Raw genomic sequence first — 24,237 nt, 5'->3', positions numbered from 1 at the left:
TTACCGCGTAGGAGCGGGGAAAGAGGACGAAGATGCGGATATTGCATACGGGAGATTGGCACCTCGGCCGAACGCTGGAAGGAAGAAGCCGGCAGAAGGAGCAAGAGCAGTTCATAGATGAATTGGTGGAGATCGCCGATTTTCATAAAGTGGATTTGATAATGATGGCGGGAGATGTGTACGATTCCGTTAATCCACCAGCGGCTTCAGAACAACTATTCTATGAGGCTGCCGCAAGGCTGACTGCAGGGGGTAGGCCCCTTGTTGTGATCGCCGGAAACCATGATCAACCGGAGCGCGTATCTTCAGTTTCACCGCTTGTATTAAGTCAGGGGATTACATTAGTGGGGCTTCCTACCTCAGAGCCAGTGACTGTTCATGCTACACGCACGGGTGAGATCGCCAAAATCGCAGCTCTACCTTATCCCTCCGAGGCACGTCTTGGTGAACTACTTGCAGGAGATAGCGGAGAAGAGGAGCTTCGATTGGCTTATAGCGCACGGGTAGGCAAGCTCATGCAGCTATTGGGACGGGAATTTACGCCGCAGACCGTAAATTTAGCGATGAGCCATATTTATGTGCTTGGTGGTGTGGAAAGTGATTCGGAACGTCCGATTCAAGTGGGTGGAGCGTATACCGTTGATCCTTCTGCTTTGGCTTGTGGAGCGCAATATACTGCACTAGGACATCTTCATCGCGCTCAGCGTGTCAAAGGGGAAGGAATGATCCGTTACAGTGGATCCCCGTTGGCATACAGTTTTTCTGAAGCAGGACAGGCCAAATCGGTAACGCTGATTGATGTTGCGCCGGGCGGTGAGCCAATCTTCGAAGAAATTTACCTTCGCTGTGGGCGTCCGCTTGTAAGATGGAGCTCCACAGGTGGATTGCAGGAGGTATATAACTGGCTGGATGAAGGTAGAGATGCTTCTGCTTTTATAGATTTGGAGATTCGGCTTAATGAAGCCATGTCGATGAATGATATACAGCGCCTGCGCAAGTCACGCGAGGGAATTATTCATATTCGTCCAATTTACCCGCAAATGGAGATGGAGCTTGAACAGACTTCCCGTTCACGTATGCCGGTGCAAGAATTGTTCCGTAAATTCTATCAGCGTCAGACAGGTGGAGCAGAACCGGAAGATAGCTTGATAGAGCTGTTCTTACAGCTAACCGAAGAAGAACGGCGTCAGCCAGAGGAAGGAGAGGAGAACTAAGGTGAAACCTATTCTATTAAAAGTAGCAGGATTACAGAGTTATAGGGAAATGCAAGAAATAGATTTTGAAAGTCTGTGTGAGACGGGTCTGTTTGGGATTTTTGGACCTACGGGCAGCGGCAAGTCTAGCTTGCTGGATGCTATTACTTTGGCGATGTACGGGAAAGTGGAACGTGCCGTTAATGGAACACAGGGGATTATGAACCACTCTGAAGATTCACTCAGCGTAGCGTTTACCTTTGAGCTCACTTCTTCCGCGGGGGCACGTCGTTATCGGGTTGAACGTAAATTCAAACGTACAGGAGAGCAAACCGTCAGCAACACGATTAGCCGTTTCATCGAAATTACATCTGACGGAGATAATGTTATGGCGGATAAGCTCGCAGATGTTACGCGCTGTGTGGAGGAGCATATCGGTCTAAAAATGGATGACTTCACGCGAGCGGTTGTATTGCCGCAGGGGAAATTTGCCGAATTTTTATCACTTCGTGGCGTAGATCGTCGGCAAATGCTGCAACGCCTGTTCCATCTGGAACAGTACGGCGATCAGCTGGCAATTAAGCTTAGTCGCCGGGTGAAGGAGAATGAGGCTGCGCTCCGCGCGCTCATCGCTGAGCAGCAGGGTCTTGGCAGCGCAGGCAAAGGGGATGTAGAGGCAGCGGCGGAGCGCCTCGAGCAGGCCACCCTTTATGCTGCAGAGTGCCGCCGCAAACTGGAGGCGGCGCTGCAGGTCTCGGAGCGTTTCGCGCGTATACGCGAGCTCCAAGAGGAACGGACCCGCCGCGAGTTACAGCGGCAGGGGCTGCTCGCCAAGGAGGAGGAGATTCTCCTCCTTGAACAGAAGCTCGGCCAAGCTGACGAGGCCGAGGCAAGGCTTCCCGCGCTGAAAGCATGGCGCAGCGCGGAAGAAGCCTTTAAGAGCCGATTGGCCCGCGCGGAGGGCCAAGAGGTGCTGGCCGCCGCCGCCGAGCAGGAAGCGGCGCGTGCCGCTGCCGTCGCGGCTGCTGCGCAGGCCGCACTTGCGGCGGAAGAGCCGGCCCTCCGGGAGGGGGCCGGCATCTACCGCCGCGCGCTCGAGCTCGAGTCCGAGCTCGGCGGCCTGCGGCGCGAACTCGCGGCTCTGCGCGAGCGCCGCGAAGAGGCCTCCCGCAAGCTAGCGGAGCTGCGGGAGGGCATGGCCCGGGAGCGTGAGCTTTTGGCCAAGGGCCAAAAGCGCCAGCAAGAGCTGCAGCAAAGCTTGCAGCCGCTCGGTGTCCGCTCCCAGGAGCGGCAGTCTCTGCAAGAAGCGATGCAGAGACTGCAAGGGCTGCACTCCGCCGAATCCCAGTGGGATAAGGCGGAGAAGGAGCGCCGCGAGCGTGCCGCTGCACTCGCGGCTGCGCAGGCGCGACTCGCGGAGGCCGAGGGCCGTCGCGAGCTGCAGGAAGCTGCTCGCGGGCAACTGATCCGCGAGGCGGCGCTGCATCAAGAGAAGCTGCTGGCGACAGAAGAAGCTGCGCGCGCCGCAGCGGAGCGCCTGGAGCAACATGTCAGCACTTTGGAAACGGCTATGAAGGATCAAGAGCTTCACAGATTGTCGTTAGCACTAGCTAAGGAGCTGGAAGAAGGACAACCTTGCCCTGTATGCGGCAGCGAGCATCATCCTGCACCTGCATTATTGCAGGATAGCTTAGAGCAACAAGAACTGGAAATGAAGCTTCAGCAAGTTCGAACATTGTCTAGACGGGCTTTGGAAGCTCGTCATCTGTTCCGTGGTCTTCGCGAACAGGATCAAGTATGGCTGGAGCAGGTATTTGGAAATGAAGTCATCGAAGCGGCAAATCACCCTGCAGCTGCAGGTTCAGAAGTAAGTAGTGCAGTTACTTCCACCGATTTAATCATTCCAGATGAAAAAGCCTTGGCAGAACTTGAAGCTGCACATTTGGGATTAAAAGGACAGTCAGGTGAAGTACGCCGAACTGCGGTACAGTGGCAGCAATCGATGCAGGAGGTCCAGCAGCTGTGCCTCAAAGAAGCGGCAGCTGTCGCAGGTGAACGGAGCTGGGTAGAAGGAATTGCTGCCAAAGCTGAGGAACTCAGCGCCCAGCTAAAGGCTCTACGGCAGAACTGGACACAGCAGTTCCCGGATCTGGCACCTGGAGAAGTGGAACAAGCTTACCGTGATCTGTTAGCTAAGGATGCACAAGCTGAAGAAATTAGATCTCGACTTGATATCAGTGTCAAGTTTCTGGAGGAGAAAAGTGCTTCAGTGCAGAACCTTCAAGAGACCATAACGGGGCTGGATAAAGAGCTGGCTCAGTGGATCACACAGATCGAAGGCAAGGAAGAATTGCAGCGTGAAAAAGAACAGCGTCTACTGGAGTGGACGAATGGTCGTGCTGCTGCTCCTCTTCTAGCGGAATGTGAAGGACGTCTGCAGGAATTGTTAACTGCTCTGGAGACAAGCAAGCAGACACATCTCGCAGCGGCGGAGAAGGCTCAGCATGAGGTTAAGGAAGCAGCGATTACTCGCCAGGCTGCGGAATCTGCGCGTGAACATTACGTAGCAGCTACCAGTCATTGGGAACAAAGCTTGGCTTCTTCACCGTTTAGTTCAGCCACTGAGGTTGAAGGAGCAGCGCTCACATCCGAAGCAAGGGAAATGGCTTATTCCCGCGTACGTGCTCATCGTGCCGAAGAAGCTGAGGTCTCGTTGCAACTGCGTAATATTGAAGAGAAGCTTGACGGAGCCAGCTTAAGTGAAGAAGAATGGCAAGAAAGTCAGGGGATCTTAAGAGGAAGCAAGGCTGAGGATGAAGTATCTCTTCAGGCAAGAGCACGTGCAGAGCGTGATCTGGAGGACCTGCGGCATCGACATATTCGCTGGATGGAGCTCGAAGCAAAGCGGATTGAGCACGCATCTATGCAAGATCAACTCTCCAAACTACAGACGGTCTTACGTGGGAACGCCTTTGTTGAGTACATTGCTGAGGAACAATTGATGCAGGTATGTCAGTCCGCTTCCCAGCGGCTTCGATTCCTGAGTAAGCAGCGTTATGCATTGGAGGTTGATTCGGGTGGCGGCTTTGTGATCCGTGATGACGGGAACGGCGGGGTGAGAAGACCTGTCTCAACCCTGTCTGGTGGAGAGACCTTCCTAACATCCCTTTCGCTGGCACTTGCTCTTTCAGCTCAGATCCAGCTGCGTGGGCAATATCCGTTGCAATTTTTCTTCCTGGATGAAGGGTTTGGTACTCTCGACCCAGAGCTTCTGGATACAGTGATTACTTCACTTGAAAGGTTGCATAATGACCAGCTGTCTGTCGGTATTATCAGCCACGTTCCAGAGCTTCGTGCAAGGTTGCCGCGCAAGCTGGTGGTAGTTCCTGCTGAACAAGGTGGAGGGGGGTCTCGTATCCTTTTGGAAAAAATGTGAAGCATTTTAAACTGTGTGATCGATATCACAGATACAGCATCAACGCGCTGTTATAATACAGCTAAGCCGACATTACTTTAGAAACACCTCGGCGGACGTATGACCGGGAATGTACTCCTTTTCATACGTCCGCCGCCGAATCAGCTTTATAAGCTGTGAAGGGTGTTTCTCTTTTTTTTGCCTTTTTAGGCCCTACGGGTATATATATAGCTCAACTTCATTTGTAAACGGATTTCATTCTGTAATAGATACAGTTTTAGAGTGTGGATGTTGAATCTTCTAGCGTCTTTCGTAATTGGTGATTATCCTGTATGATTATCTTATGATGAAGTGAAATTTCACCAATTTTTAGGAGGCAAGCACTCTATGGAGACCGTGTTTAGCAAAATTATTGAGGGTACTATTCCTTCCAAAAAAGTATTTGAGAACGAACGTATTCTTGCATTCTACGACATCGAGCCGGCTGCACCGGTACATGTGTTGATCATTCCAAAGAAGTTCATTGCTTCCATGAATGATGTCACACCTGAGGATCTTCCGCTAATTGCAGAAATTCACAGTGTAGCGCAACAGATCGCTATCGACCTTGGGATTGCCGAATCTGGTTATCGTTTGATCAATAATTGTGGTCCAGATAGTGGACAAGCTGTGCCTCATCTTCATTATCACTTGCTTGGTGGGGCCAAGCTGGGAGCTCTCACAGGAAACTCAGCTTCTCACGCATAGTACAAACATTAAATGTTGAAGAACTTGCCAGAAAAAAAGAATAACACGAAGGTTGACACCCTATTTCCGTTTGACCTATAATGGAATTTGATAAACCGTGTTATGCTCTTGGACGGTATGGTCGGAGGGAGGGGAAACTGTGTCTGAAACGAAAGTTCGCAAAAACGAGACAATTGATGCTGCACTTCGTCGCTTTAAACGTTCCATCGCAAAAGATGGTGTCTTGGCTGAGGTGAAGAAACGCAAACATTACGAAAAGCCAAGCGTTAAGAAAAAGCTGAAGTCTGAGGCTGCTCGTAAGAGAAAGTTTTAGGAGGATTACCCACGCATGAATCTTAGCGAGAGATTGAACGAAGATATGAAGCAAGCGATGAAGAGTAAGGACAAGTTCACGCTCTCCACGATTCGAATGGTTCGTTCTACAATAAAGTATCTTGAAATAGATTTGAAGAGAACATTGGACGACAACGAAGTGCTTGATATCCTTAGTCGTGAAATCAAACAGCGCAAAGATGCCCTCCAAGAATTTGAATCAGCGGGTCGCGACGAGCTTGCCGCGAGTACGAAGGCAGAAATCGAGATTATTATTAAGTATCTTCCCGAGCAACTTTCCGAAGAAGAAATTAAAGCAATTGTACAGCAGACCATCCAGGAAACCGGTGCTTCTTCGAAAAGCGAAATGGGTAAGGTCATGAGCGCACTGATGCCTAAGGTCAAAGGTCGCGCCGATGGTAAACTCGTGAACCAAGCGGTTCAGCAATTTCTGCAATAATATAGCGCCAGCACCCCTTGTAAAAGGGGTGCTTTTCTTTGTTTTGAAACGTAATTACGCTTACAACGTAATAAAGTTTATGTGTCCCGGGTCAAGTTGAAGAAGGGAGGTAAAAACATTGAAAAGATTACGGAAAATTATGTTAGCCAGCATTCCAGTTGTTTTACTGCTACTGCTCTTAACGCCGTTTATCCCGAATGTCAGCGCTGATGTAACAGTACCAAAAGCACCGAAGGCTGCGAATGGTGAGATGAAGAAAGGCCCTGTGTTTATTATTCCGGTTGATCAGAAAATTGAAAGAGGTCTGCAAAGCTTTTTGGAAAGAGGGTTCGCAGAAGCTGCTAATTATGGAGCGGTTCTAATTGTACTGGAGGTCGATACACCGGGTGGACTGGTGAGTTCAGCAGAACAGATTGGGACGATGGTAAGAGATAGTGACATACCTACGGCTGCTTTTATTAAAGGTGATGCCGCTTCCGCAGGCAGTTACATAGCACTTAACGCAGGTGCAATCATCATGAAGCCGGGTAGCATGATCGGTTCTGCATCTCTAGTAGATAGTAGCGGCCAGAAAGTAGATGACGCGAAGATGGTGTCCTACTGGAAATCAAAAATGATTGGAGCCGCTGCTCTAAATGAGCGTGATCCTGATATTGCTGCGGGAATGGTCGATAGTAATTTGGTTGTGGATAAGCCAGATCTTGGCGTATCTAAAGCGCAGGGCGAAATTATTGCCTTGTCTAGTGACGAAGCTTTAAAAGCTGGTTATGCTGATCAAATTACAACCACTCCAGAAGAGGCAATTACTTGGTTAGGTTATACTACAGATGACATTTTTCGTGTGGAGCATACGGGTGCCGAGAAAATGTCGCAATTTCTGACGAATCCGATTATTATGACGATTTTGCTATTCATCGGGATCACAGGCATTGTGATTGAGTTGATCGTTCCGGGCTTCGGTGCACCTGGGATTATTGGGACATTAGCCTTTGTTTTATATTTTTTCGGAAATTCTGTAGCAGGGTTTGCTGGATCAGAGACTTGGCTTTTGTTCATAATCGGACTTGTCATGCTTGTGCTGGAGCTATTCGTGCCGAGCTTTGGGATATTGGGGATACTTGGTTCCGTGAGCCTTGTGGCAGGTGTCGTACGCGCAGCATACAGCTTCACACATGCATTGTTTAGTCTCGGTATCGCATTCGCGGCTGCAACAGTAGTCATTGTGATTGTGGCTGTCGCATTTAAAGAACGTGGAATTTGGAATAGGTTTATTTTAAAGGATACGCTCTCTAAAGATCAGGGATTTGTACCTGTTGAAGAGAAGTTAAGCTTAGTTGGAGCTATAGGAAACAGTATTACTCCACTTCGTCCATCCGGAACGGCTATGATTGGCGGCGAGCGAGTAGATGTCGTTACTGAAGGCAGCTTTATTAGCGTTAATGCACCGGTCTCTGTTGTAAAAGTTGAGGGCGGACGGATTGTGGTGAAGGAAATTAAGGAATAAGGTAAAAGATAAAGGGTATGGCGAATAGTAGCTCCACAATAATTTACTGGAGGTTGTAAAGTTATGGAAGCATCTTTAATTACTTTTTTGTTGATTGCGGTAGTTGTAGTCATTTTGTTGAGTGTCTTTTTAAGCTTCTTCCCGGTCATGCTCTGGATTTCTGCATTGGCGTCAGGGGTTAGGATTAGTATTATTACCCTAGTAGCGATGAGACTGCGTCGTGTAACACCAAGTCGAATCGTTAATCCAATGATTAAAGCGACTAAGGCAGGTCTTGGACTAAATATTAATCAACTGGAGAGCCACTATCTCGCAGGTGGTAACGTAGACCGGGTGGTTAATGCGCTTATTGCAGCACAACGTGCAGATATTCCTTTGGAATTTACACGCGCAGCAGCAATTGACCTCGCAGGACGTGACGTGCTTCTGGCCGTTCAGATGAGTGTAAATCCACGAGTGATCGAAACACCTATTGTAGCGGCTGTAGCTAAGAATGGTATTGAAGTTAAAGTAAAAGCGCGGGTTACTGTTCGTGCTAATATTGATCGCCTCGTTGGTGGTGCAGGTGAAGAAACGATTATTGCCCGGGTTGGTGAAGGGATTGTAACTACGGTAGGTTCGAGTGATTCGCATAAAGATGTTTTGGAGAATCCGGATTCGATCTCACGTACGGTTTTGGCCAAAGGATTGGATTCTGGTACAGCTTTTGAGATCCTCTCCATTGATATTGCGGATATCGATGTAGGCAAGAACATCGGTGCTTATCTTCAAACTGAACAAGCAGAAGCGGATAAACGTATTGCACAAGCCAAGGCTGAAGAGCGCAGAGCAATGGCTGTCGCTCATGAGCAAGAGATGAAGGCGCGCGTAGTTGAAATGAAGGCGCTTGTTGTGGAAGCTGAATCTCAGGTACCTATGGCGATGGCTGAGGCGCTCAGAAATGGTCAAATCGGTGTGATGGATTACATGAACATCAAAAATATCGAGGCGGATACACAAATGCGAGGCTCCCTCGGCAAAATGAATGATCAGGACGATAATAACCGTCCTAACAATAATAAATAAAAGGGGATGTGAATCTCCATGAGCTGGATCTATATTGTTGCGGTTATTATCTTCGCGATTGTATCCAATGTGAACAAGGCCGCGAAGAACAAACCTAAAGGTGCTACACGCGGAGGAATGCCGACTTTTGGTGGAGGAGAAGAGAACCCTTTACGTCGTAATAAGGATGTAGATGGGAACGGAGACCAACCAGAGCAGTCTAGGAGTGGGTTTCCAACTCCTGTGACTACATCCTCCCGCGAGTATGACGCATCACCTGCCTTTCCAGAGCCTGCGTACATCCCAACGCCAGATTATTCTACTGGAGAAGGAATGTCTTCGGAGTATGCTGATGACGGAGTTGAATTGCGCACACAAAGAATGCAGGAAGAGGTACGGCGTCTTCAAGCTGCTTTTGATGGAATCGCGGGAGCAGATTCCAAATCGATGAAGACGAAGAGCTCATCCTCTGACATTGCTGTTCAGTCAAATAGAACAGTGAATAGGGATGAGCTGCGCAATGGTGTGGTTTGGGCGGAGATTCTAGGACCTCCGCGCGCGCGCCAGCCGCATTCCACCCGAAGATCGTAATTTTAGGTCAAAGTAACAATTAAGCCTTAGCTTTCTTATCTTAACGATAGGAAAGCTGAGGCTTTTTTTATGTTTTTTTTACCTGAAAGGTGCTCCTTTATCACTTCTTCTCATAAACAAAAGCGTTGTCGCATAAGGTGTACAGAAGGCAGGAAGGGGGAACGTCTACTTATGACCCGTATTGGCCGCAGGCTGCGGGGATGGACAAACGGGGTGTTGGATTTACCACAGGACTTACTACAGGAAATGCCCCGGATCACCCTGATCGGCAATAAGGAACTGTATATCGAGAATCATCGCGGCGTGCTGCATTTTTCCTCAGGCCAGCTTAAGCTCGCGTTAGCTAAAGGATCGCTTGAAATCACAGGCGAGGATCTTGTCATTCGTAATATTCTTGGTCAGGAGCTGGCGGTAGAAGGCATTATCGGAGAGATCAGATATAAAGAAAGCGAGGGGAAATCATGAAGGAACCACCTCTTTCATCACTGCGGGGATTCGTTACACTGCATGTGACGGGGCCTCAGGTGGAGAGATTCATTAATGTCATTTCTGAAGCAGGTATAGTGATTTGGGATGTGAGGCCCGCGGAGGGCGGCGCTTCCCTTAAGCTGCTTCTGAATGATTTTTATGTCCTCCGTCCGATTTTAAAGAAGACAGGCTGTCGGATGCACGTTACAGGAAGAAGCGGACTGCCTTTTTTGATGGCGCGGCTTTGGAAACGTAAATTTTTTGGCATGGGAATATTGGTATTCGGGATTATGCTCTTTATGTTATCCACGATGGTATGGAGCATTAGAGTCGAGGGGAATGAAAAAATTGCCTCTGAGGATATATTGGCAGCTGCTCGCCAGGAGGGGGTGTATCCTTTTCAATGGATATGGCGTCTGGATGAGCCGGACAAGCTCTCTAAGGGGCTCCTAGCCCAATTACCCGGCGTTTCATGGATAGGGGTGCAGCGGACGGGGACGAGCATTAAAATTCAGGTGGTAGAATCTAAACAGCCGGATATCAAACCTCTACTTAGTCAGCGGCATTTGATTAGCAGAACAGATGCGGTGGTAACTGAAATATATGCGGAGCAGGGCAGACCGGTTGTAGCGCGTAACTCACGGGTTAAAAAAGGGGATATCCTGATCTCGGGTGCTTTAGGCGACGAAGAGAATGTACAGTACGTGGTGGCTAAAGGTGAGGTTAAGGGTCTAGTGTGGCATGAATACAATATAGAAGTGCCTCTTACAACAACAAATAGCTCATATACAGGGGAGCGTAAAGATCGAACCTATCTGGTGCTTGGTAAATGGGCTATCCAGCTATGGGGTTATGGCGATTCTCCTTTTGAGAAATCACGAACACTTACTGAGCACGATCCGCTGTCCTGGCGGTCCATTAAGCTGCCGCTGGGCCTAATGACTGAGAAAGAAATGGAGATTAGTGAAACAAGTGAGACATTAACTCCAGAGGCTGGATTTGAAAAGGGAATAGAGCGAGCGAAGAATGATATTTTGGCGCGTTATGGCGTTGATAGCGTCATCAAAAGTCAAAAAGTTTTGCATGAGAAGAAAGAGAATGGTAAAGTTTATATGAAAGTGATCTTTGAAGTAGAAGAAAAAATTTCCGAAGAACTGCCAATAGTAAACAATTGAGGAGAATGAGGCTACTTGTCAGAACAGACTGCAAGCATTCGTATTACTTTGCAAAATGCGGGAGAAGCGCAATCGCTGTTCGGCCCGCAAGATGGATTCCTAAAAATCATCGAGAGTGAAATTCCTGCTATTATTGATTCCCGTGAAGCAGAGTTAACGATACGTGGTGCGGAGCGGGAAGTAGACATGCTGGGACAATTGTTTAATGTGTTGCTGTCCCTCATTCGGAGCGGTTACATACTTACTGAACGTGATGTGCAGTACGCTGTGGAGCTGGCGAAAGACTTTCGAGTCGATCAATTGCTCGATTTGTTCAAGGGAGAAATTACAACAACTTTTCGTGGAAAGCCTATCCGTGTCAAAACGATTGGCCAGAAGCATTATGTGACAACGATCAAGAAGCGTGATATTGTATTCGGAATCGGTCCTGCAGGAACGGGTAAGACCTACTTGGCGGTAGTGCTTGCAGTTACGGCACTTAAAGAAGGTTCTGTTAAGCGTATCATTCTTACGCGCCCAGCAGTAGAAGCAGGAGAGAGTCTAGGGTTCCTCCCAGGGGATTTGCAAGAAAAGGTAGATCCATACCTCCGTCCGTTATATGATGCCTTATACGACGTTATGGGGCCCGATCAGGTGGCTAAGGCACTTGAACGGGGATTGATTGAAATTGCTCCGCTCGCTTATATGCGTGGTCGTACGCTGGATGATTCATTTATTATTTTGGATGAAGCCCAGAATACAACGCCTGAGCAAATGAAAATGTTTTTGACTCGACTCGGCTTCGGGTCCAAAATGGTGATTACGGGTGACGTTACCCAGATTGACCTGCCTCGCGGCAAGAAATCCGGTTTGATTGAGGCTAAAGCGATTTTATCCGGCATAGAAGAACTCGGTTTTGTTTATTTTGCGGAGCAGGATGTAGTACGGCATTCCCTGGTGCAGAAAATTATCGTTGCCTATGACCGCTCTGCCGAAAACCTCCAATAAAGGGGATTGTCTTCATGGCTTCAAAGCAACCATCTAAATTAAGCGGATTTGTATATACGAACAACGGATGGAAGTATAGCGCGGCGACACGCTATGCTCTTTTCCTGTTACTCGGACTTGTGTTCTACTTCAGCCTGTCGCCCGATCTACTACCTAAGCGGTACGATATTAAAGAGAATACGCTCAGCGCGAAGGAGATAACAGCGCCTAAGCAAATTTTGGACAAGAAGGCAACACTAAAGGCGGCGGAAGAAGCGGCCGAAGGTGTATCTCCAAAGTATAAAATCATCCCGATGAGGGCCGATAATCTTGTGACATCGCTACTGGACCGGATTGATCGCCTGAATCAGGATGATTTGATTTCGCAAAGCGATAAGACTGAGATTTATCGTGATGAGATCCCGCAGAGAGCCAATGATTTTATTTTGAATTTCATAGCCTCAAATCGGGGTGGAGGCACTTATTCCGATCATCTTTTGGAGGAAATGCAATCTGTCATAAAAGAGCAGACCTATGTCATTCCAGATGAAACTTACATTAAGATTCCGCGACTGACCTCTCAGGACATTATCGAAATGAAGCCTGTCGCTCGTGATATTGTGACTAGGCTGATGAACGATCAAATCACGGACGCCCAGACTGCGCGCGCCAAAGTGGCGGAGCAGGTCAGTATCAGCTCTCTGAGTCAGCGTACGGCGCGTGAGGTTGTGCAAGAGTTAGTCCGGCTCGTTATTACAAGCAATAAGTTCTATGACGAAGATGCAACGAAGGAAGCGAAGGTACAGGCTCGTGAGAACACACCTGATGTGTTTATTGAGCAAGGGGAGGTTCTTGTCGCTAAAGGGCAAAAAATCACCCCTGAGCTGTACGCCCTATTGGATGAGAATGGCCTGCTAAGCAATGAGGTCAACTATTGGCCTCAGGTTGGATTGCTATTACTTGCTACCATGCTATCTGCGGGTCTGATGGTGTTTATCCGTTACTCTGGCGGAACTGCGGGCTTCAAGTATAATAATTCCCAGTTATTAATGCTGGTGCTTGTGTTTGTTATTACGATCATCTCCATGCGGTTGACCGCAATTTTGCAGACGGATGTCCATTCCTATCTCGGGTATCTGGCTCCAGTAGCCATTGGTGCTATGCTGATTACCATGCTTCTGGATATGACATTAGCGTATTTCTGTTCTATTCTGATCAGTATACTCGCCAGTATCATTTTGAATGTTCAGCAGAATTCGGTGTTTGATTTTACCTTTGGCTTCTTTTCAATTGTTGTTTGTTATGTAGCTATTTTTGCCACTCATCGTGCAGGCCAGCGTTCCACATTATTAAAAGGCGGGATTATGGTATCCCTTTTTGGCTGTGTGACCGTCTTTATGCTGACTCTCTTAGCTGGTGGCGAATGGAAAGATGTAAGCACGCTGTATGCCGTTGGTTTTGCTTTTGCGAGTGGACTTTTGACTGCAGTGCTTGTGATTGGTCTGATGCCTTTCTTTGAAGCTACCTTTGGCATTCTATCTGCCCTGAAGCTGGTAGAGTTGTCTAATCCGAACCATCCCTTATTGCGCAAGCTTCTTACGGAAACACCAGGAACCTATCACCATAGCGTAATGGTAGGTAACCTGTCAGAAGCGGCCGCAGAAGCGATTGGAGCAGATGGCCTATTGTGCCGGGTAGGATCGTATTATCATGATATTGGTAAAACAAAACGTCCGTTTTATTTTATTGAAAATCAGAATAATATGGAAAACCCACATGATTCTATTGAACCGAAGCTTAGTAAATCTATCATTGTAGCTCACGCCCGCGATGGGGTGGAAATGCAACGAGAATATAAGCTGCCCAAACCGATTCGTGATATTGCTGAGCAGCATCATGGGACGACGTTCCTGCATTATTTTTACCATAAGGCCCTGAAGCTGGCGGAAGAAAAAGGTGTAGAGCCTGATTTTACCGAGGAAGATTTCCGTTATCCTGGCCCGAAAGCTCAGTCGAAGGAATCGGCTGTTGTAGGAATTGCCGACAGTGTTGAAGCTGCGGTGCGATCCTTGCGCAAACCAACCGTTCTTCAGGTGGAAACGATGATTGAGAAAATTATTAAAAGTCGATTGGATGATCATCAGTTTGACGAATGTGATTTAACGATTAAAGAATTGGACATTATTGCACGGACGCTGAAAGAAACGGTCATGGGGATTTTCCATTCACGGATCGAATACCCAGAAGATGTGCGTAAGCCGAAAAAAGAGGAAGGGGCAGCTAACCCATGAGTTTGGAGATCGTTTGGGATAACGAGCAAGAAGAATACGAGATAAAGGACGATCTCATAGCACTGCTGGAGAGCATTTTGCAAAAAGCAGGTGAAGCGGAAGGGATCGATCAGGGAGAGGTTGCGCTTACTTTTGTCGATAACACTCGTATTCATGAGTTGAACTTGGAATACCGGGGAATTGACCGTCCGACGGACGTACTTTCTTTTGCGATGAATGAAAGCGGAGAGGACGAGCTGGACATTATATACGAAGTAGAAGAAGGCGAAGCGCTGGAAGATGTTCCGGATGTACTGGGAGATATCATCATTTCCGTAACTCGTGCTCAGGAGCAGGCGCAGGAATATGGTCATTCGCTGGAGCGTGAGCTTGGTTTCCTCTTTGTGCACGGATTTCTGCATTTGTTAGGATATGATCATCAGGATGAAGCTTCAGAGGCTGAAATGATGTCTAAGCAAGAGAAAGTACTAGCTCAGGTTGGGTTGACTCGCTAATGGTGAAGAACACGGCGGTAGGACATAAGAAGTTCTGGCACTCTTTTCGGTTTGCATCGCAAGGCATCGTGTCGGCATTCAAATCCGAGCTTAACATGAAGGTGCATTGCTGTTTGGCTGTGGTTGTACTTGTTGCCGCTGCCGTGTTCAGACTTCCGCTGGCCAGTTGGATGTTGCTGCTCTTCTCCATCACGCTTGTCTTAACCGCCGAGTTGCTCAATACAGCAATTGAAGCGACGGTAGACCTGATCTCGCCGGAGATTCACCCACTGGCTAAGAGGGCAAAAGATACCGCCGCAGGAGCTGTGCTGCTTACGGCGGTGTTTGCTGTCTTAGTCGGGGTCTATGTTTTTTACCACCCGGTGATGGACTGGATTACCGGACTTATGTCATAATCAGGTTACAATTCAATTCAGGGGAGAGGCGGACCCGCGTTTTGCGATTCCGCCTCTTTGGTTACTGGATGTTTAGGAAGCGAGTTTTGTACGAAGAAAATTCAGTGAAATAATGCTAACAAAACTAAGTGGATGCTTTCGAAGCAAGTTTTGTACGAAGCAAATCAGTGAAGTAATGCTAACAAAACTTTAGGAGGACCCAAATATGGATTCCGCTCTTCTTATGCAAGAAGCGATTAAAGCACGTGCTAAGGCATATATTCCTTACTCCCGATTCGGAGTTGGAGCCGCCCTTCTTGATCAGGATGGTCATATTCATCACGGATGTAATGTAGAAAATGCTGCATTTGGCCCAACCAATTGTGCAGAGCGCACCGCGTTATTCCGTGCCATTGCCGACGGTCATGCTATCGGTTCTTTCAAGGCAATTGCCGTTGTTGCCGATTCCGATGGCCCCGTATCTCCTTGTGGTGTATGCCGCCAAGTTCTGATTGAGTTGTGTTCACCAGACATGAAGGTTATCCTTGGAAACATGAAGGGCGATATTGTTGAGACGACGGTGGGAGAATTACTTCCTGGCGCTTTTGGTCCCGTAGATCTGAAGCAAGGACAAGCTCCAGAGTAAAATGAGAGTTTGATTTAATGCCTGTTTAAAGGTAAATCAGGTATAGTTAGACGAAGGTTGCTACTTTAATTGCACAATGTACAGTTAAATGCTACTCTTTCGCACAAAAATGAGTTTAGTTGCAGATAGTGCAATTAAATTTATGCTATAGTCCATATTTGGCTCTTAAGACAGGATTTAATTGCACAGAATACAACTAAAACACCAAAACATAAACTCAAACTCAAATTAGTTGTACAAAGTACAATTAAAAGTGTGCAGTCATCATCAATTAAGCTAGAATGATGCAAATTATGTGTTGTTAGAGTAACATTACGAGGTAAGCGCCGCGGCGAAGCCGCTAGCGATTCTTTGCACATCGTAACTTGAAACCCTGCCTGTAAGCTGCATCACAGTAATCTTTATCCATGGTGAGCTTAATGCGAACCGTGTTAATAAACGAGAGTGAGGCTTGTCCCTAACAGGGGACGAAAGCGCTCATGCGCGATCAACCATCTAATCCCGCCGAACGATGCAGGTACGCCATTTCCGGGTGTCCAGAGGGCCGGGGCCCTTGGGGTCCCCCTTGGCTAAGGGGGATTTAGGGGGATCGAAAAAGATCTTGGAAGATTTTTGAACATGAATTTAGAAGGAAAGTATGGAAGGAAGATAATATGAAATTCAAATCAGGCTTTGTCGCAATTATCGGCAGACCGAACGTAGGCAAATCGACACTCATGAACCAGGTTATTGGACAGAAGATTGCAATCATGTCGGATAAGCCACAGACCACTAGAAATAAAATCCATGGGGTCTATACAACGAATAATTCGCAAATCGTGTTCCTGGATACACCAGGTATTCATAAAAGACAGTCCAAGCTAGGCGACTACATGAACCAAACTGCAATGAGCACGCTGGGTGAAGTTGAGGCTGTGCTGTTCCTTGTGGATGCTGCAGATGGTTTGGGCGGTGGAGACCGATACATTGCTGAGCAATTAAATGGACTTAAGACGCCAGTTATTCTTGTACTCAACAAGATCGATAAAATAGAGCCGGAAGCATTGCTCCCACTTATGGCTCAGTACAACAAGCTGCATAACTTTGCTGAAATCATTCCAATTTCTGCTAAGATGGGTAGCAATGTTAACACGCTGTTAGAGCAAGTCGCTAAGTATTTACCAGAAGGTCCGCAATACTACCCGGAAGATCAAATTACCGATCACCCTGAGCAATTTGTGTGCGCAGAACTAATTCGTGAGAAGATTCTGCATTTGACGCGCGAAGAAGTACCGCATTCCATTGCTGTGGCTATCGAAGATATGAGGGTTGAGCCGAATGGTGTGGTGCATGTGTCTGCCGTTATTTTTGTTGAACGTGATTCTCAGAAGGGGATCATTATCGGTAAGCAAGGTGCGCTGCTGAAAGAGGTTGGAAGACGCGCTCGGACAGACATTGAGAACCTTTTGGGTTCGAAGATTTTTCTGGAGCTATGGGTAAAAGTGAAAAAAGACTGGCGTAATCAGGACCGCGTTCTGCGGGATTTGGGCTTCCATAAAGACCTTTAAGATCTTTATCCGTCATTCCTCGTTTGGCAGGAATTGCAAGGATAGAACCTGGCTCATCGCACATCCTAATTCTTGAAGAGACATCGTCTTTCCCAAGAAAGGATGAATACGAATGCGAAACTTTTCGTGGAAGTATTTTGCAATGACAGGAGACGTCGATGCTTACCTGCTATACAAGGAAGCTGGCTATCCACTTGAAGACAGTGGATTACAGCTAGTGGAAGAAGAGAAGGTCTGTGATGAAGAAGCGCAATAAGGACTGGTTGCTTGCCGAATGGTTGGGGGAAGAGGCATGCTACACAGGGTGGAAGGGATCGTCATCCGCAGCATGGACTACGGCGAGGGGAACGCAATTATTACGCTTTGCACCGAGAACGCCGGGAAAGTAGGAGTTCTGGTACGAGGTGCTAAGAAGGTTAAGAGCCGCCATGCTGCCCTGATCCAGCTGTTCACCGTCGGGGAATTTGTTTTTTTTAGAAATAACGGAGGTCTTGGGACGCTGAATTCCGGCGAGATCACGAAGTCTCACCATCCTCTGCGTGAGGATTTGATTAAAGCAGCATATGCATCATACGCTTGTGAACTGCTTGATAAAGTCCTGCATGATGAGGAGACGGGGAGCTTCTGGTTTCGCCAGCTTACGGCCTGCTTGAACGCACTTGAAGAAGATAAGGAACCTGGAGTTATCATAAATGTTTATGAAATGAAGATTTTGCAAGCAGCCGGTTATGGTCCAGAGTTCGACACCTGTGTGATATGTGGAGCTGAAAAGCCTGATGAACAACTGCTGATAAGCCCTCGCCTTGGTGGAGCACTCTGCCGCAGCTGTAAACATAATGATCCTCCAGCAATGGAGGTCTCTGCTCGTGCGTTGAAATTACTACGCTTATTCGCCAGACTTGATCTAACTAGATTAGGGAATGTGGATGTCAAAGAAAGCAGCCGTGATGAGCTAAAAAAAATTATGCGTGCCTTTATGGATGTGCAGCTTGGATTAAAGCTAAAATCACAGAATTTCCTGGATCAGCTCGACAAGTACAAGATTTGACGAAATCTGATTTTTCCGTTACTATAGGAACAGTTTAATTATAAGATTGTCGCCGTTTTGCTCTACTTCGGGAGAACGTGCATTGATCGGGAAAGTAATGAGCGATATTGTCGCGATTCAGCGAGCTGGGGGTAGTGAGAGCCTGGCGGGACAATGTTCATGAACATGGCACCCGGGAGTACGGATATGGCGAATGAAAGTGGATTTCGTTCTTGTCTTTAGCAAGTGATATTGCTGAATCAAGGAATGGAATCAAGTAGGGTGGAACCGCGGGAGAATAAGTTAAGCTCTCGTCCCTATGTCTGTTAATCAGGCATGGGGGCGGGGGTTTTTTGTTGCTGTCAGGAGCGAAAAATGCCGCCTCCATGGTAAGAAGTTTTAAGCAAGATGAACTAAAAACTTGTAAAGCGAAGGAGACGGTATTATGAACTTTCAGCAGATGATTTTGACGCTGCAGCAGTTCTGGGCTGAACAGAACTGTATTATCGTACAGCCTTATGACACTGAAAAAGGCGCCGGCACGATGAACCCTATGACATTTTTACGCTCACTAGGTCCTGAACCATGGAGAGTTGCGTACGTAGAGCCTTCACGTCGCCCATCCGATGGACGTTATGGGGAGAATCCGAACCGTCTGTATCAGCATCATCAATTTCAAGTCATTATCAAACCATCGCCTGATAACATTCAAGAGATTTACTTGGATAGCTTGAAAGCACTCGGCATTGATCCGCTCTTGCATGATATCCGTTTTGTTGAGGATAACTGGGAGAACCCTTCACTGGGTTGTGCAGGTCTAGGATGGGAAGTGTGGCTAGATGGTATGGAAATCACTCAGTTTACGTACTTCCAACAGGTCGGTGGAATTGAGGCCAATCCAGTTGCCGTAGAAATTACTTACGGAATGGAGCGGCTAGCATCCTACATTCAAGATAAAGAAAATGTATTTGATCTTGAATGGGTTAGCGGCATGACTTATGGTGATGTTTTTCATCAACCGGAGTTTGAACATTCTACTTACACCTTTGAAGTATCTGATGTAAAAATGCTATTTTCACTGTTCAACATGTACGAAGAAGAAGCGCGTAGAGCGATGGAGCAGCATCTTGTGTTCCCTGCCTACGATTACGTGTTGAAATGCTCACATAGCTTTAATTTGCTGGATGCACGTGGAGCCATCAGTGTTACTGAACGGACTGGATTTATTACCCGAGTGCGTAATCTTGCCCGCTCTGTAGCGGCAACATATCTTGAGGAACGCGAGAAGCTTGGCTTCCCGCTGCTGAAGAAAGAAGGTGCTGACCGTGTCTAAAGATATCCTGTTTGAGATCGGTCTGGAGGAAATTCCTGCACGTTTTATCCGCGCTGCGATGGAACAGCTGCAAGATAGAACATCCAAGTGGTTGGATTCTGCACGGATTACCCATGCTGGAGTTACTGCATATGCAACGCCACGTCGTCTCGCTGTTTTTGTTAAGGATGCGGCTGAGAAGCAAGAGGATATCAGCGAAGAAGTCAAAGGACCATCACGCAAAATCGCACTGGATGCAAACGGAGACTGGAGCAAAGCTGCTTTAGGATTTGCCCGTAGTCAGGGTGTATCTCCGGAGCAATTTACGTTCAAAGAGCTAGCTGGAGTAGAGTATATATATGCTACTAGAAATAGTGCTGGGGTAGAGACAGCTTCGCTTCTTTCAGAAGGGCTTTTAGGGATTGTAAATGCGATGACTTTTCCGAAAAACATGCGTTGGGGAGCTTACGATTTTAAATTCGTGCGTCCGATCCGCTGGTTAGTTGCTCTTTTCGGGAAAGATATTATTGATTTGGAAATTACGGATGTAAAAGCGGGTAATGTGAGCCGTGGACATCGTTTTCTGGGTACAGAGACTGTAATTTCGGAGCCTGCACAATATGTTGAGATCATGCGTGCGCAGCATGTCCTTGTAGACGTGAAGGAACGGGAAGAATTGATCCTGAAACAAATCAATCAATTGGCTGAAGAAAAAAGCTGGACGATTGCGATCAAAGAGGATCTTTTGGAGGAAGTACTGTTCCTAGTTGAAACACCAACCGTGTTGTTCGGAACCTTCGACCCATCTTTCTTGAACATTCCACAGGATGTGCTGATTACTTCGATGCGTGAGCATCAGCGGTATTTCCCGGTATTTGATGCAGCGGGCAAACTTCTACCTTTCTTCGTAACGGTGCGTAACGGGAATGCAGTATCTTTGGATGTTATTGCTAAGGGTAATGAGAAGGTACTCCGTGCTCGTCTATCAGATGCCAAATTCTTCTATCAAGAAGATCAAAAGATGAAGATTGATGATGCACTAGCCAAATTGGAGAATATCGTCTACCATGAAGAGCTTGGCAGTGTTGGAGATAAAGTGCGTCGTATTCGCCAAATCTCCGATCGTCTTGCTGTAAAGTTGGGATTGTCTGATATAACCCTTTCTGAAGTAAGTCGGACTGCTGATATTTGCAAATTCGACCTTGTGACTCAAATGGTTTATGAATTCCCAGAACTTCAAGGCACCATGGGTGAAGATTATGCACGCAAAGCAGGAGAACCTGAAACTGTGGCAAAAGCAATCTTCGAGCATTATCAGCCAAGGTTCGCGGGTGATGCAGTACCATCGACAGATGCCGGTTCAGTTGTCAGCATTGCGGACAAGATCGATACGATTGTAGGTTGCTTCTCTATCGGTATTATCCCAACAGGCTCACAGGATCCTTACGCACTGCGTCGCCAGGCTGCAGGGATTGTTCAAATCGTGCTGGAGCATAAATTGCCGATTACGCTGCGCGAGATTTTTGAAGCAGCGATTGAAATTCATAAAAATTCAGGGAATTCGAAACATTCTGACGATGAACTACGTATAAACCTGTACGAGTTCTTCGGTCTGCGTGTTAAACGACTTTTATCCGACAATGTACGCTATGATGTTGTGGACGCTGTTACAGCAGCTGGCTTTGACAACGTGGTAGATGTTGTGGGCAGAAGCCGTGCGCTTATGGGTGCTGTGTTAGACCAAGCAGACTTTAAAATTACAGTAGATTCACTCACTCGTGTCAGTAATTTGGCAGCTAAAGCAACCAGCGAAGTGATTGATCCTTCTTTACTTAAAGAAGATGCTGAGCTGAAGCTGTACAGTACATGGCAGGAATTACACACACCGTATCTTGAAGCGATGTCCGCGAATAATGCCGAAGAAGCACTCCGTATTCTCTCGGGTCTAAAAGATGCTGTTACAGCATTTTTCGATTCCGTTATGGTTATGGCAGAGGATGAGCAGGTACGTGCTAACCGTTTAGCTTTGCTAGCTGGTATTGATGCTGACTCCAAGGCGTTTGCTGATTTTGGCAAGCTCGTTTGGTAAACGACTGAGCACCGGAGTTCCCGGCTGAATTCAAGATTCGACATTTGATCAAAGGACAGCTTTTTGAACAACATCTATAAGAAAAGTTTGTGTCTTATGGTATAGAATGTTGGTTTGGGGTATAAATATACGGAACGGTGCCAATGCGTCATTTGACATCCGTTCCGTATTTATGCATAGAAAGAAGGATTTCTTGCGGTAAGGGCGTATATATATTACACGGGAAATTGGTGATGATCATGGAGAAGAAGTCCCGGTCTAGAACTATAGTCGTGGATGGGGATGCTTGTCCGGTCAAAAAAGAGATTGCTGAAGTTGGCCGCGCCTTTGGTGTGCCGGTACTGATGGTATCTTCTTATGACCATGCACTGAAAGCTGAAGAGGGTGTAACGGTTGTGCAGGTGGACCGGGGAGATCAGAGCGCCGATCTATATATTGCCAATCATATTTCTGCTGGAGATGTGGTATTGACTCAAGACTATGGTCTCGCAGCACTTGCGCTCGGGAAACGTTGCAGTGTTCTTTCTTTTCGTGGCCAGGAATATGACGATTCCAAAATGGATTTTATGTTGGAAGGCAGGCATGCCAGGGCCGTGGAACGAAGACGGGGACATTATTCTAAGGGTCCAAAACCTATAACGGCAGAAGAAAAAATATATTTTCAACATAAAATGACAAAACTTTTAATACTTTTGCAGGAGAATGTGGAGCAATAGCGAATTATATTTATTTGTTAAGAATTGAAGGTGGTTGAAGTGGCTAGCGGACACGGGAATATTCCGGAAGAAGTTATCGAAAGCGTGCTTGCACGTCATGATATTGTCGATACAGTCGGTAAGGTAGTCCATTTGTCCAAGCAGGGGAAATATTTATGGGGCCTCTGCCCGTTCCATTCGGAGAAAACCCCTTCCTTTACAGTTACCCCCGACCGGGGAGTATTTCATTGCTTTGGCTGCGGCATGGGTGGAAATGCCATCAAATTTAGGATGGAAATCGAAGGATTAACCTTCCCCGAAGCCGTCAAAATAATGGCTGAAGAAAGTGATATTCCCGTTCCTGAAGGTAAGGGAGGCCTAATGTCTCCTCCTGATCCGGAACGCGATCGGTTGATTCAAGCTTATGAATGGTCTGCAAAGTTTTATCATTACTTGCTGAAGAATACGGAACACGGCAAAGCCGCAATGGAGTATTTAAGAGCCCGGAACTTCAGCGATAAAATGATTGACCAGTTTCAGATCGGATATGCTCCGGACCGCTGGGATACTTTGCTACAATTTTTGGAGAAACGGAATTTTGACCTTGCTGAGATGGAGAAAGGTGGACTCTTGTCTGCCCGAGGTGAGGGTAAAGGCTATATAGACCGTTTCCGTGGTCGGATTATTTTTCCGATTGCGAACCGCACAGGCAAGGTGATTGCGTTTGCCGGAAGAATTTTTGGTGAAGGACAACCCAAGTATCTTAATTCTCCAGAGAGTAGATTGTTTAACAAAAGCCGGATTTTATACAATTTGCACCAGTCCAAAGCATCCATCCGCAAAACGCGGCAAATCGTCCTCTTTGAAGGATACGGAGATGTCATTTCGGCCTGGGAAGCAGGTGTGCATAACGGTGTAGCAACAATGGGAACATCTTTAACTGAAAGTCATGTAGCACTGATGAAGAGTCTAGCCGATGAAATTGTACTGTCTTATGACGGTGACCGGGCAGGACAAGCAGCTGCTATGAAGTCCATTCCAATGCTTGAAGGCAGTGGCTTGCGTGTAAAGATCGCCTTACTGCCAAGCGGGCTCGATCCAGATGAATTCATCTCAATGCATGGTGGAGAAAGGTTTATGGATCAGGTTATTGATTCAGCGGTTTCATCCATAAAATTTAAGCTTATATATCTGAAAAAAAACCATATACTCCTAGAGGAAGATGGCAAAATTGCCTACGTCAAAGAAGCTTTGGAGGTCATTGCTTCGTTACATTCCTCGACAGAGAGAGAGGTTTACCTAAGGGAAATCGCTTCTGAGCTGGAACTTTCATATGATAGTTTGAAGCAGGATTGTAATTTACTTAGGGCATCGATGCAAAAAAACATCCCTGAAGGGGATAATAACGACAAAAGGTGGAATAATGGTAGGCATAAAAAAGGGCAAGTGCAGACACCAACTTTGCTGCCCGCTTATCATGTCGCGGAACGGCGTCTACTGTCCTTTATGATCCAGGACCCGGAAGCTGCCACGTATGTGGGCGAACGCCTCGGAGAAGATTTCAACATCGATGATCATGCGGCAATTGCCGCTTATCTATATGCCTATTACGCGCAAGGCAAACCACCCGGCATTAGTCGGTTTCTATCATCGCTTCAGGATGATCGTCTAGAGAAAACTGCAACATCAATTTCCATGATGGATACACCTCCAGACTGGAATATGCAGGTGCTGGATGATTGTATCCGTGAAGTACGGAAATACCCACTGCAGCGCAAGATGGATCAGAAGCGTGAAGAGATGATTCAGGCGGAAAAGTCAGGTGACTTTTTGCGTGCGGCACAAATAGCAAGTGAGATTATAGCCCTAGAGAGACAATGAAATGTT

22 protein-coding genes are annotated in these 24,237 nt (G+C 47.1%); all 22 read left to right on the top strand.

Annotation, left to right across the window (positions count from 1 at the left end; all coding sequences use genetic code 11):
• Positions 1 to 32: 32 nt before the first annotated feature.
• Positions 33 to 1,214 (top strand): exonuclease SbcCD subunit D, encoded by a 1,182-nt coding sequence (locus PAENI_RS28785; RefSeq protein WP_149647616.1) that lies wholly within the window; start codon positions 33 to 35, stop codon positions 1,212 to 1,214.
• A gap of 1 nt (position 1,215) precedes the next feature.
• Positions 1,216 to 4,629 carry an AAA family ATPase gene (locus PAENI_RS28780; RefSeq protein ID WP_149647615.1) on the top strand — a complete coding sequence of 1,138 codons (3,414 nt, stop codon included), beginning with the start codon at positions 1,216 to 1,218 and terminating at the stop codon, positions 4,627 to 4,629.
• Between the two features lie 366 nt (positions 4,630 to 4,995).
• On the top strand, positions 4,996 to 5,355 hold the full coding sequence (locus tag PAENI_RS28775) for a histidine triad nucleotide-binding protein (protein ID WP_042130338.1): 360 nt from the start codon (positions 4,996 to 4,998) through the stop codon (positions 5,353 to 5,355).
• 139 nt (positions 5,356 to 5,494) lie between these two features.
• A complete protein-coding gene (rpsU, locus tag PAENI_RS28770) occupies positions 5,495 to 5,668 on the top strand; it encodes a 30S ribosomal protein S21 (RefSeq protein WP_036657994.1) in 174 nt (57 codons plus the stop codon).
• 15 nt (positions 5,669 to 5,683) lie between these two features.
• Positions 5,684 to 6,127 carry a GatB/YqeY domain-containing protein gene (locus tag PAENI_RS28765; RefSeq protein ID WP_042190953.1) on the top strand — a complete coding sequence of 148 codons (444 nt, stop codon included), beginning with the start codon at positions 5,684 to 5,686 and terminating at the stop codon, positions 6,125 to 6,127.
• Between the two features lie 139 nt (positions 6,128 to 6,266).
• Positions 6,267 to 7,631: an NfeD family protein gene (locus PAENI_RS28760; protein WP_149647677.1), complete on the top strand. Its 1,365-nt coding sequence runs from the start codon at positions 6,267 to 6,269 to the stop codon at positions 7,629 to 7,631.
• Positions 7,632 to 7,694: 63 nt separating this feature from the next.
• The gene (gene floA, locus PAENI_RS28755; protein WP_060621995.1) at positions 7,695 to 8,696 is read left to right on the top strand and encodes a flotillin-like protein FloA; all 1,002 of its coding nucleotides are present in this window, start codon (positions 7,695 to 7,697) and stop codon (positions 8,694 to 8,696) included.
• Positions 8,697 to 8,714: 18 nt separating this feature from the next.
• Positions 8,715 to 9,266, top strand: coding sequence for a hypothetical protein (locus PAENI_RS28750; RefSeq protein WP_149647614.1), 552 nt, complete (start codon positions 8,715 to 8,717; stop codon positions 9,264 to 9,266).
• A 171-nt stretch (positions 9,267 to 9,437) separates the two neighbouring features.
• Positions 9,438 to 9,731 carry a sporulation protein YqfC gene (gene yqfC, locus PAENI_RS28745; protein WP_060621997.1) on the top strand — a complete coding sequence of 98 codons (294 nt, stop codon included), beginning with the start codon at positions 9,438 to 9,440 and terminating at the stop codon, positions 9,729 to 9,731.
• A complete protein-coding gene (yqfD, locus tag PAENI_RS28740) occupies positions 9,728 to 10,909 on the top strand; it encodes a sporulation protein YqfD (RefSeq protein ID WP_076284784.1) in 1,182 nt (393 codons plus the stop codon). Before yqfC ends, yqfD begins: the two co-directional genes overlap by 4 nt.
• A gap of 15 nt (positions 10,910 to 10,924) precedes the next feature.
• On the top strand, positions 10,925 to 11,896 hold the full coding sequence (locus tag PAENI_RS28735) for a PhoH family protein (RefSeq protein ID WP_042190944.1): 972 nt from the start codon (positions 10,925 to 10,927) through the stop codon (positions 11,894 to 11,896).
• Between the two features lie 14 nt (positions 11,897 to 11,910).
• Positions 11,911 to 14,166 carry an HD family phosphohydrolase gene (locus PAENI_RS28730; protein WP_076299663.1) on the top strand — a complete coding sequence of 752 codons (2,256 nt, stop codon included), beginning with the start codon at positions 11,911 to 11,913 and terminating at the stop codon, positions 14,164 to 14,166.
• Positions 14,163 to 14,660, top strand: coding sequence for an rRNA maturation RNase YbeY (gene ybeY, locus PAENI_RS28725; RefSeq protein ID WP_076117315.1), 498 nt, complete (start codon positions 14,163 to 14,165; stop codon positions 14,658 to 14,660). The genes PAENI_RS28730 and ybeY overlap by 4 nt, the downstream gene beginning before the upstream one ends.
• Positions 14,660 to 15,055 (top strand): diacylglycerol kinase family protein, encoded by a 396-nt coding sequence (locus PAENI_RS28720; protein WP_042190936.1) that lies wholly within the window; start codon positions 14,660 to 14,662, stop codon positions 15,053 to 15,055. The genes ybeY and PAENI_RS28720 overlap by 1 nt, the downstream gene beginning before the upstream one ends.
• A gap of 205 nt (positions 15,056 to 15,260) precedes the next feature.
• A complete protein-coding gene (locus tag PAENI_RS28715) occupies positions 15,261 to 15,680 on the top strand; it encodes a cytidine deaminase (RefSeq protein WP_149647613.1) in 420 nt (139 codons plus the stop codon).
• 653 nt (positions 15,681 to 16,333) lie between these two features.
• Positions 16,334 to 17,227, top strand: a complete 894-nt coding sequence (era, locus tag PAENI_RS28710; RefSeq protein WP_042190933.1) for a GTPase Era — start codon at positions 16,334 to 16,336, stop codon at positions 17,225 to 17,227.
• Between the two features lie 112 nt (positions 17,228 to 17,339).
• Positions 17,340 to 17,483, top strand: a complete 144-nt coding sequence (locus tag PAENI_RS28705) for a YqzL family protein (RefSeq protein ID WP_076117313.1) — start codon at positions 17,340 to 17,342, stop codon at positions 17,481 to 17,483.
• Positions 17,484 to 17,519: 36 nt separating this feature from the next.
• Complete coding sequence (recO, locus tag PAENI_RS28700; RefSeq protein WP_042190931.1) at positions 17,520 to 18,275, top strand: DNA repair protein RecO; 756 nt, start codon at positions 17,520 to 17,522, stop codon at positions 18,273 to 18,275.
• 424 nt (positions 18,276 to 18,699) lie between these two features.
• Positions 18,700 to 19,587: a glycine--tRNA ligase subunit alpha gene (gene glyQ / locus PAENI_RS28695; RefSeq protein WP_042130314.1), complete on the top strand. Its 888-nt coding sequence runs from the start codon at positions 18,700 to 18,702 to the stop codon at positions 19,585 to 19,587.
• A complete protein-coding gene (glyS, locus tag PAENI_RS28690; RefSeq protein WP_149647612.1) occupies positions 19,580 to 21,655 on the top strand; it encodes a glycine--tRNA ligase subunit beta in 2,076 nt (691 codons plus the stop codon). The genes glyQ and glyS overlap by 8 nt, the downstream gene beginning before the upstream one ends.
• A 239-nt stretch (positions 21,656 to 21,894) precedes the next feature.
• A complete protein-coding gene (locus PAENI_RS28685) occupies positions 21,895 to 22,371 on the top strand; it encodes a YaiI/YqxD family protein (RefSeq protein ID WP_149647611.1) in 477 nt (158 codons plus the stop codon).
• 39 nt (positions 22,372 to 22,410) lie between these two features.
• Positions 22,411 to 24,231, top strand: coding sequence for a DNA primase (dnaG, locus tag PAENI_RS28680; RefSeq protein WP_042190927.1), 1,821 nt, complete (start codon positions 22,411 to 22,413; stop codon positions 24,229 to 24,231).
• The last annotated feature ends 6 nt before the right edge of the window (positions 24,232 to 24,237 follow it).

The sequence above is a fragment of the Paenibacillus sp. B2(2019) genome (genome assembly GCF_008370385.1).
In the GTDB taxonomy this organism is placed as follows: Bacteria; Bacillota; Bacilli; order Paenibacillales; family Paenibacillaceae; genus Paenibacillus_AQ.
Note: the sequence above shows the minus strand (reverse complement) of the source record. Positions and strands in the feature narration are given on the sequence as shown.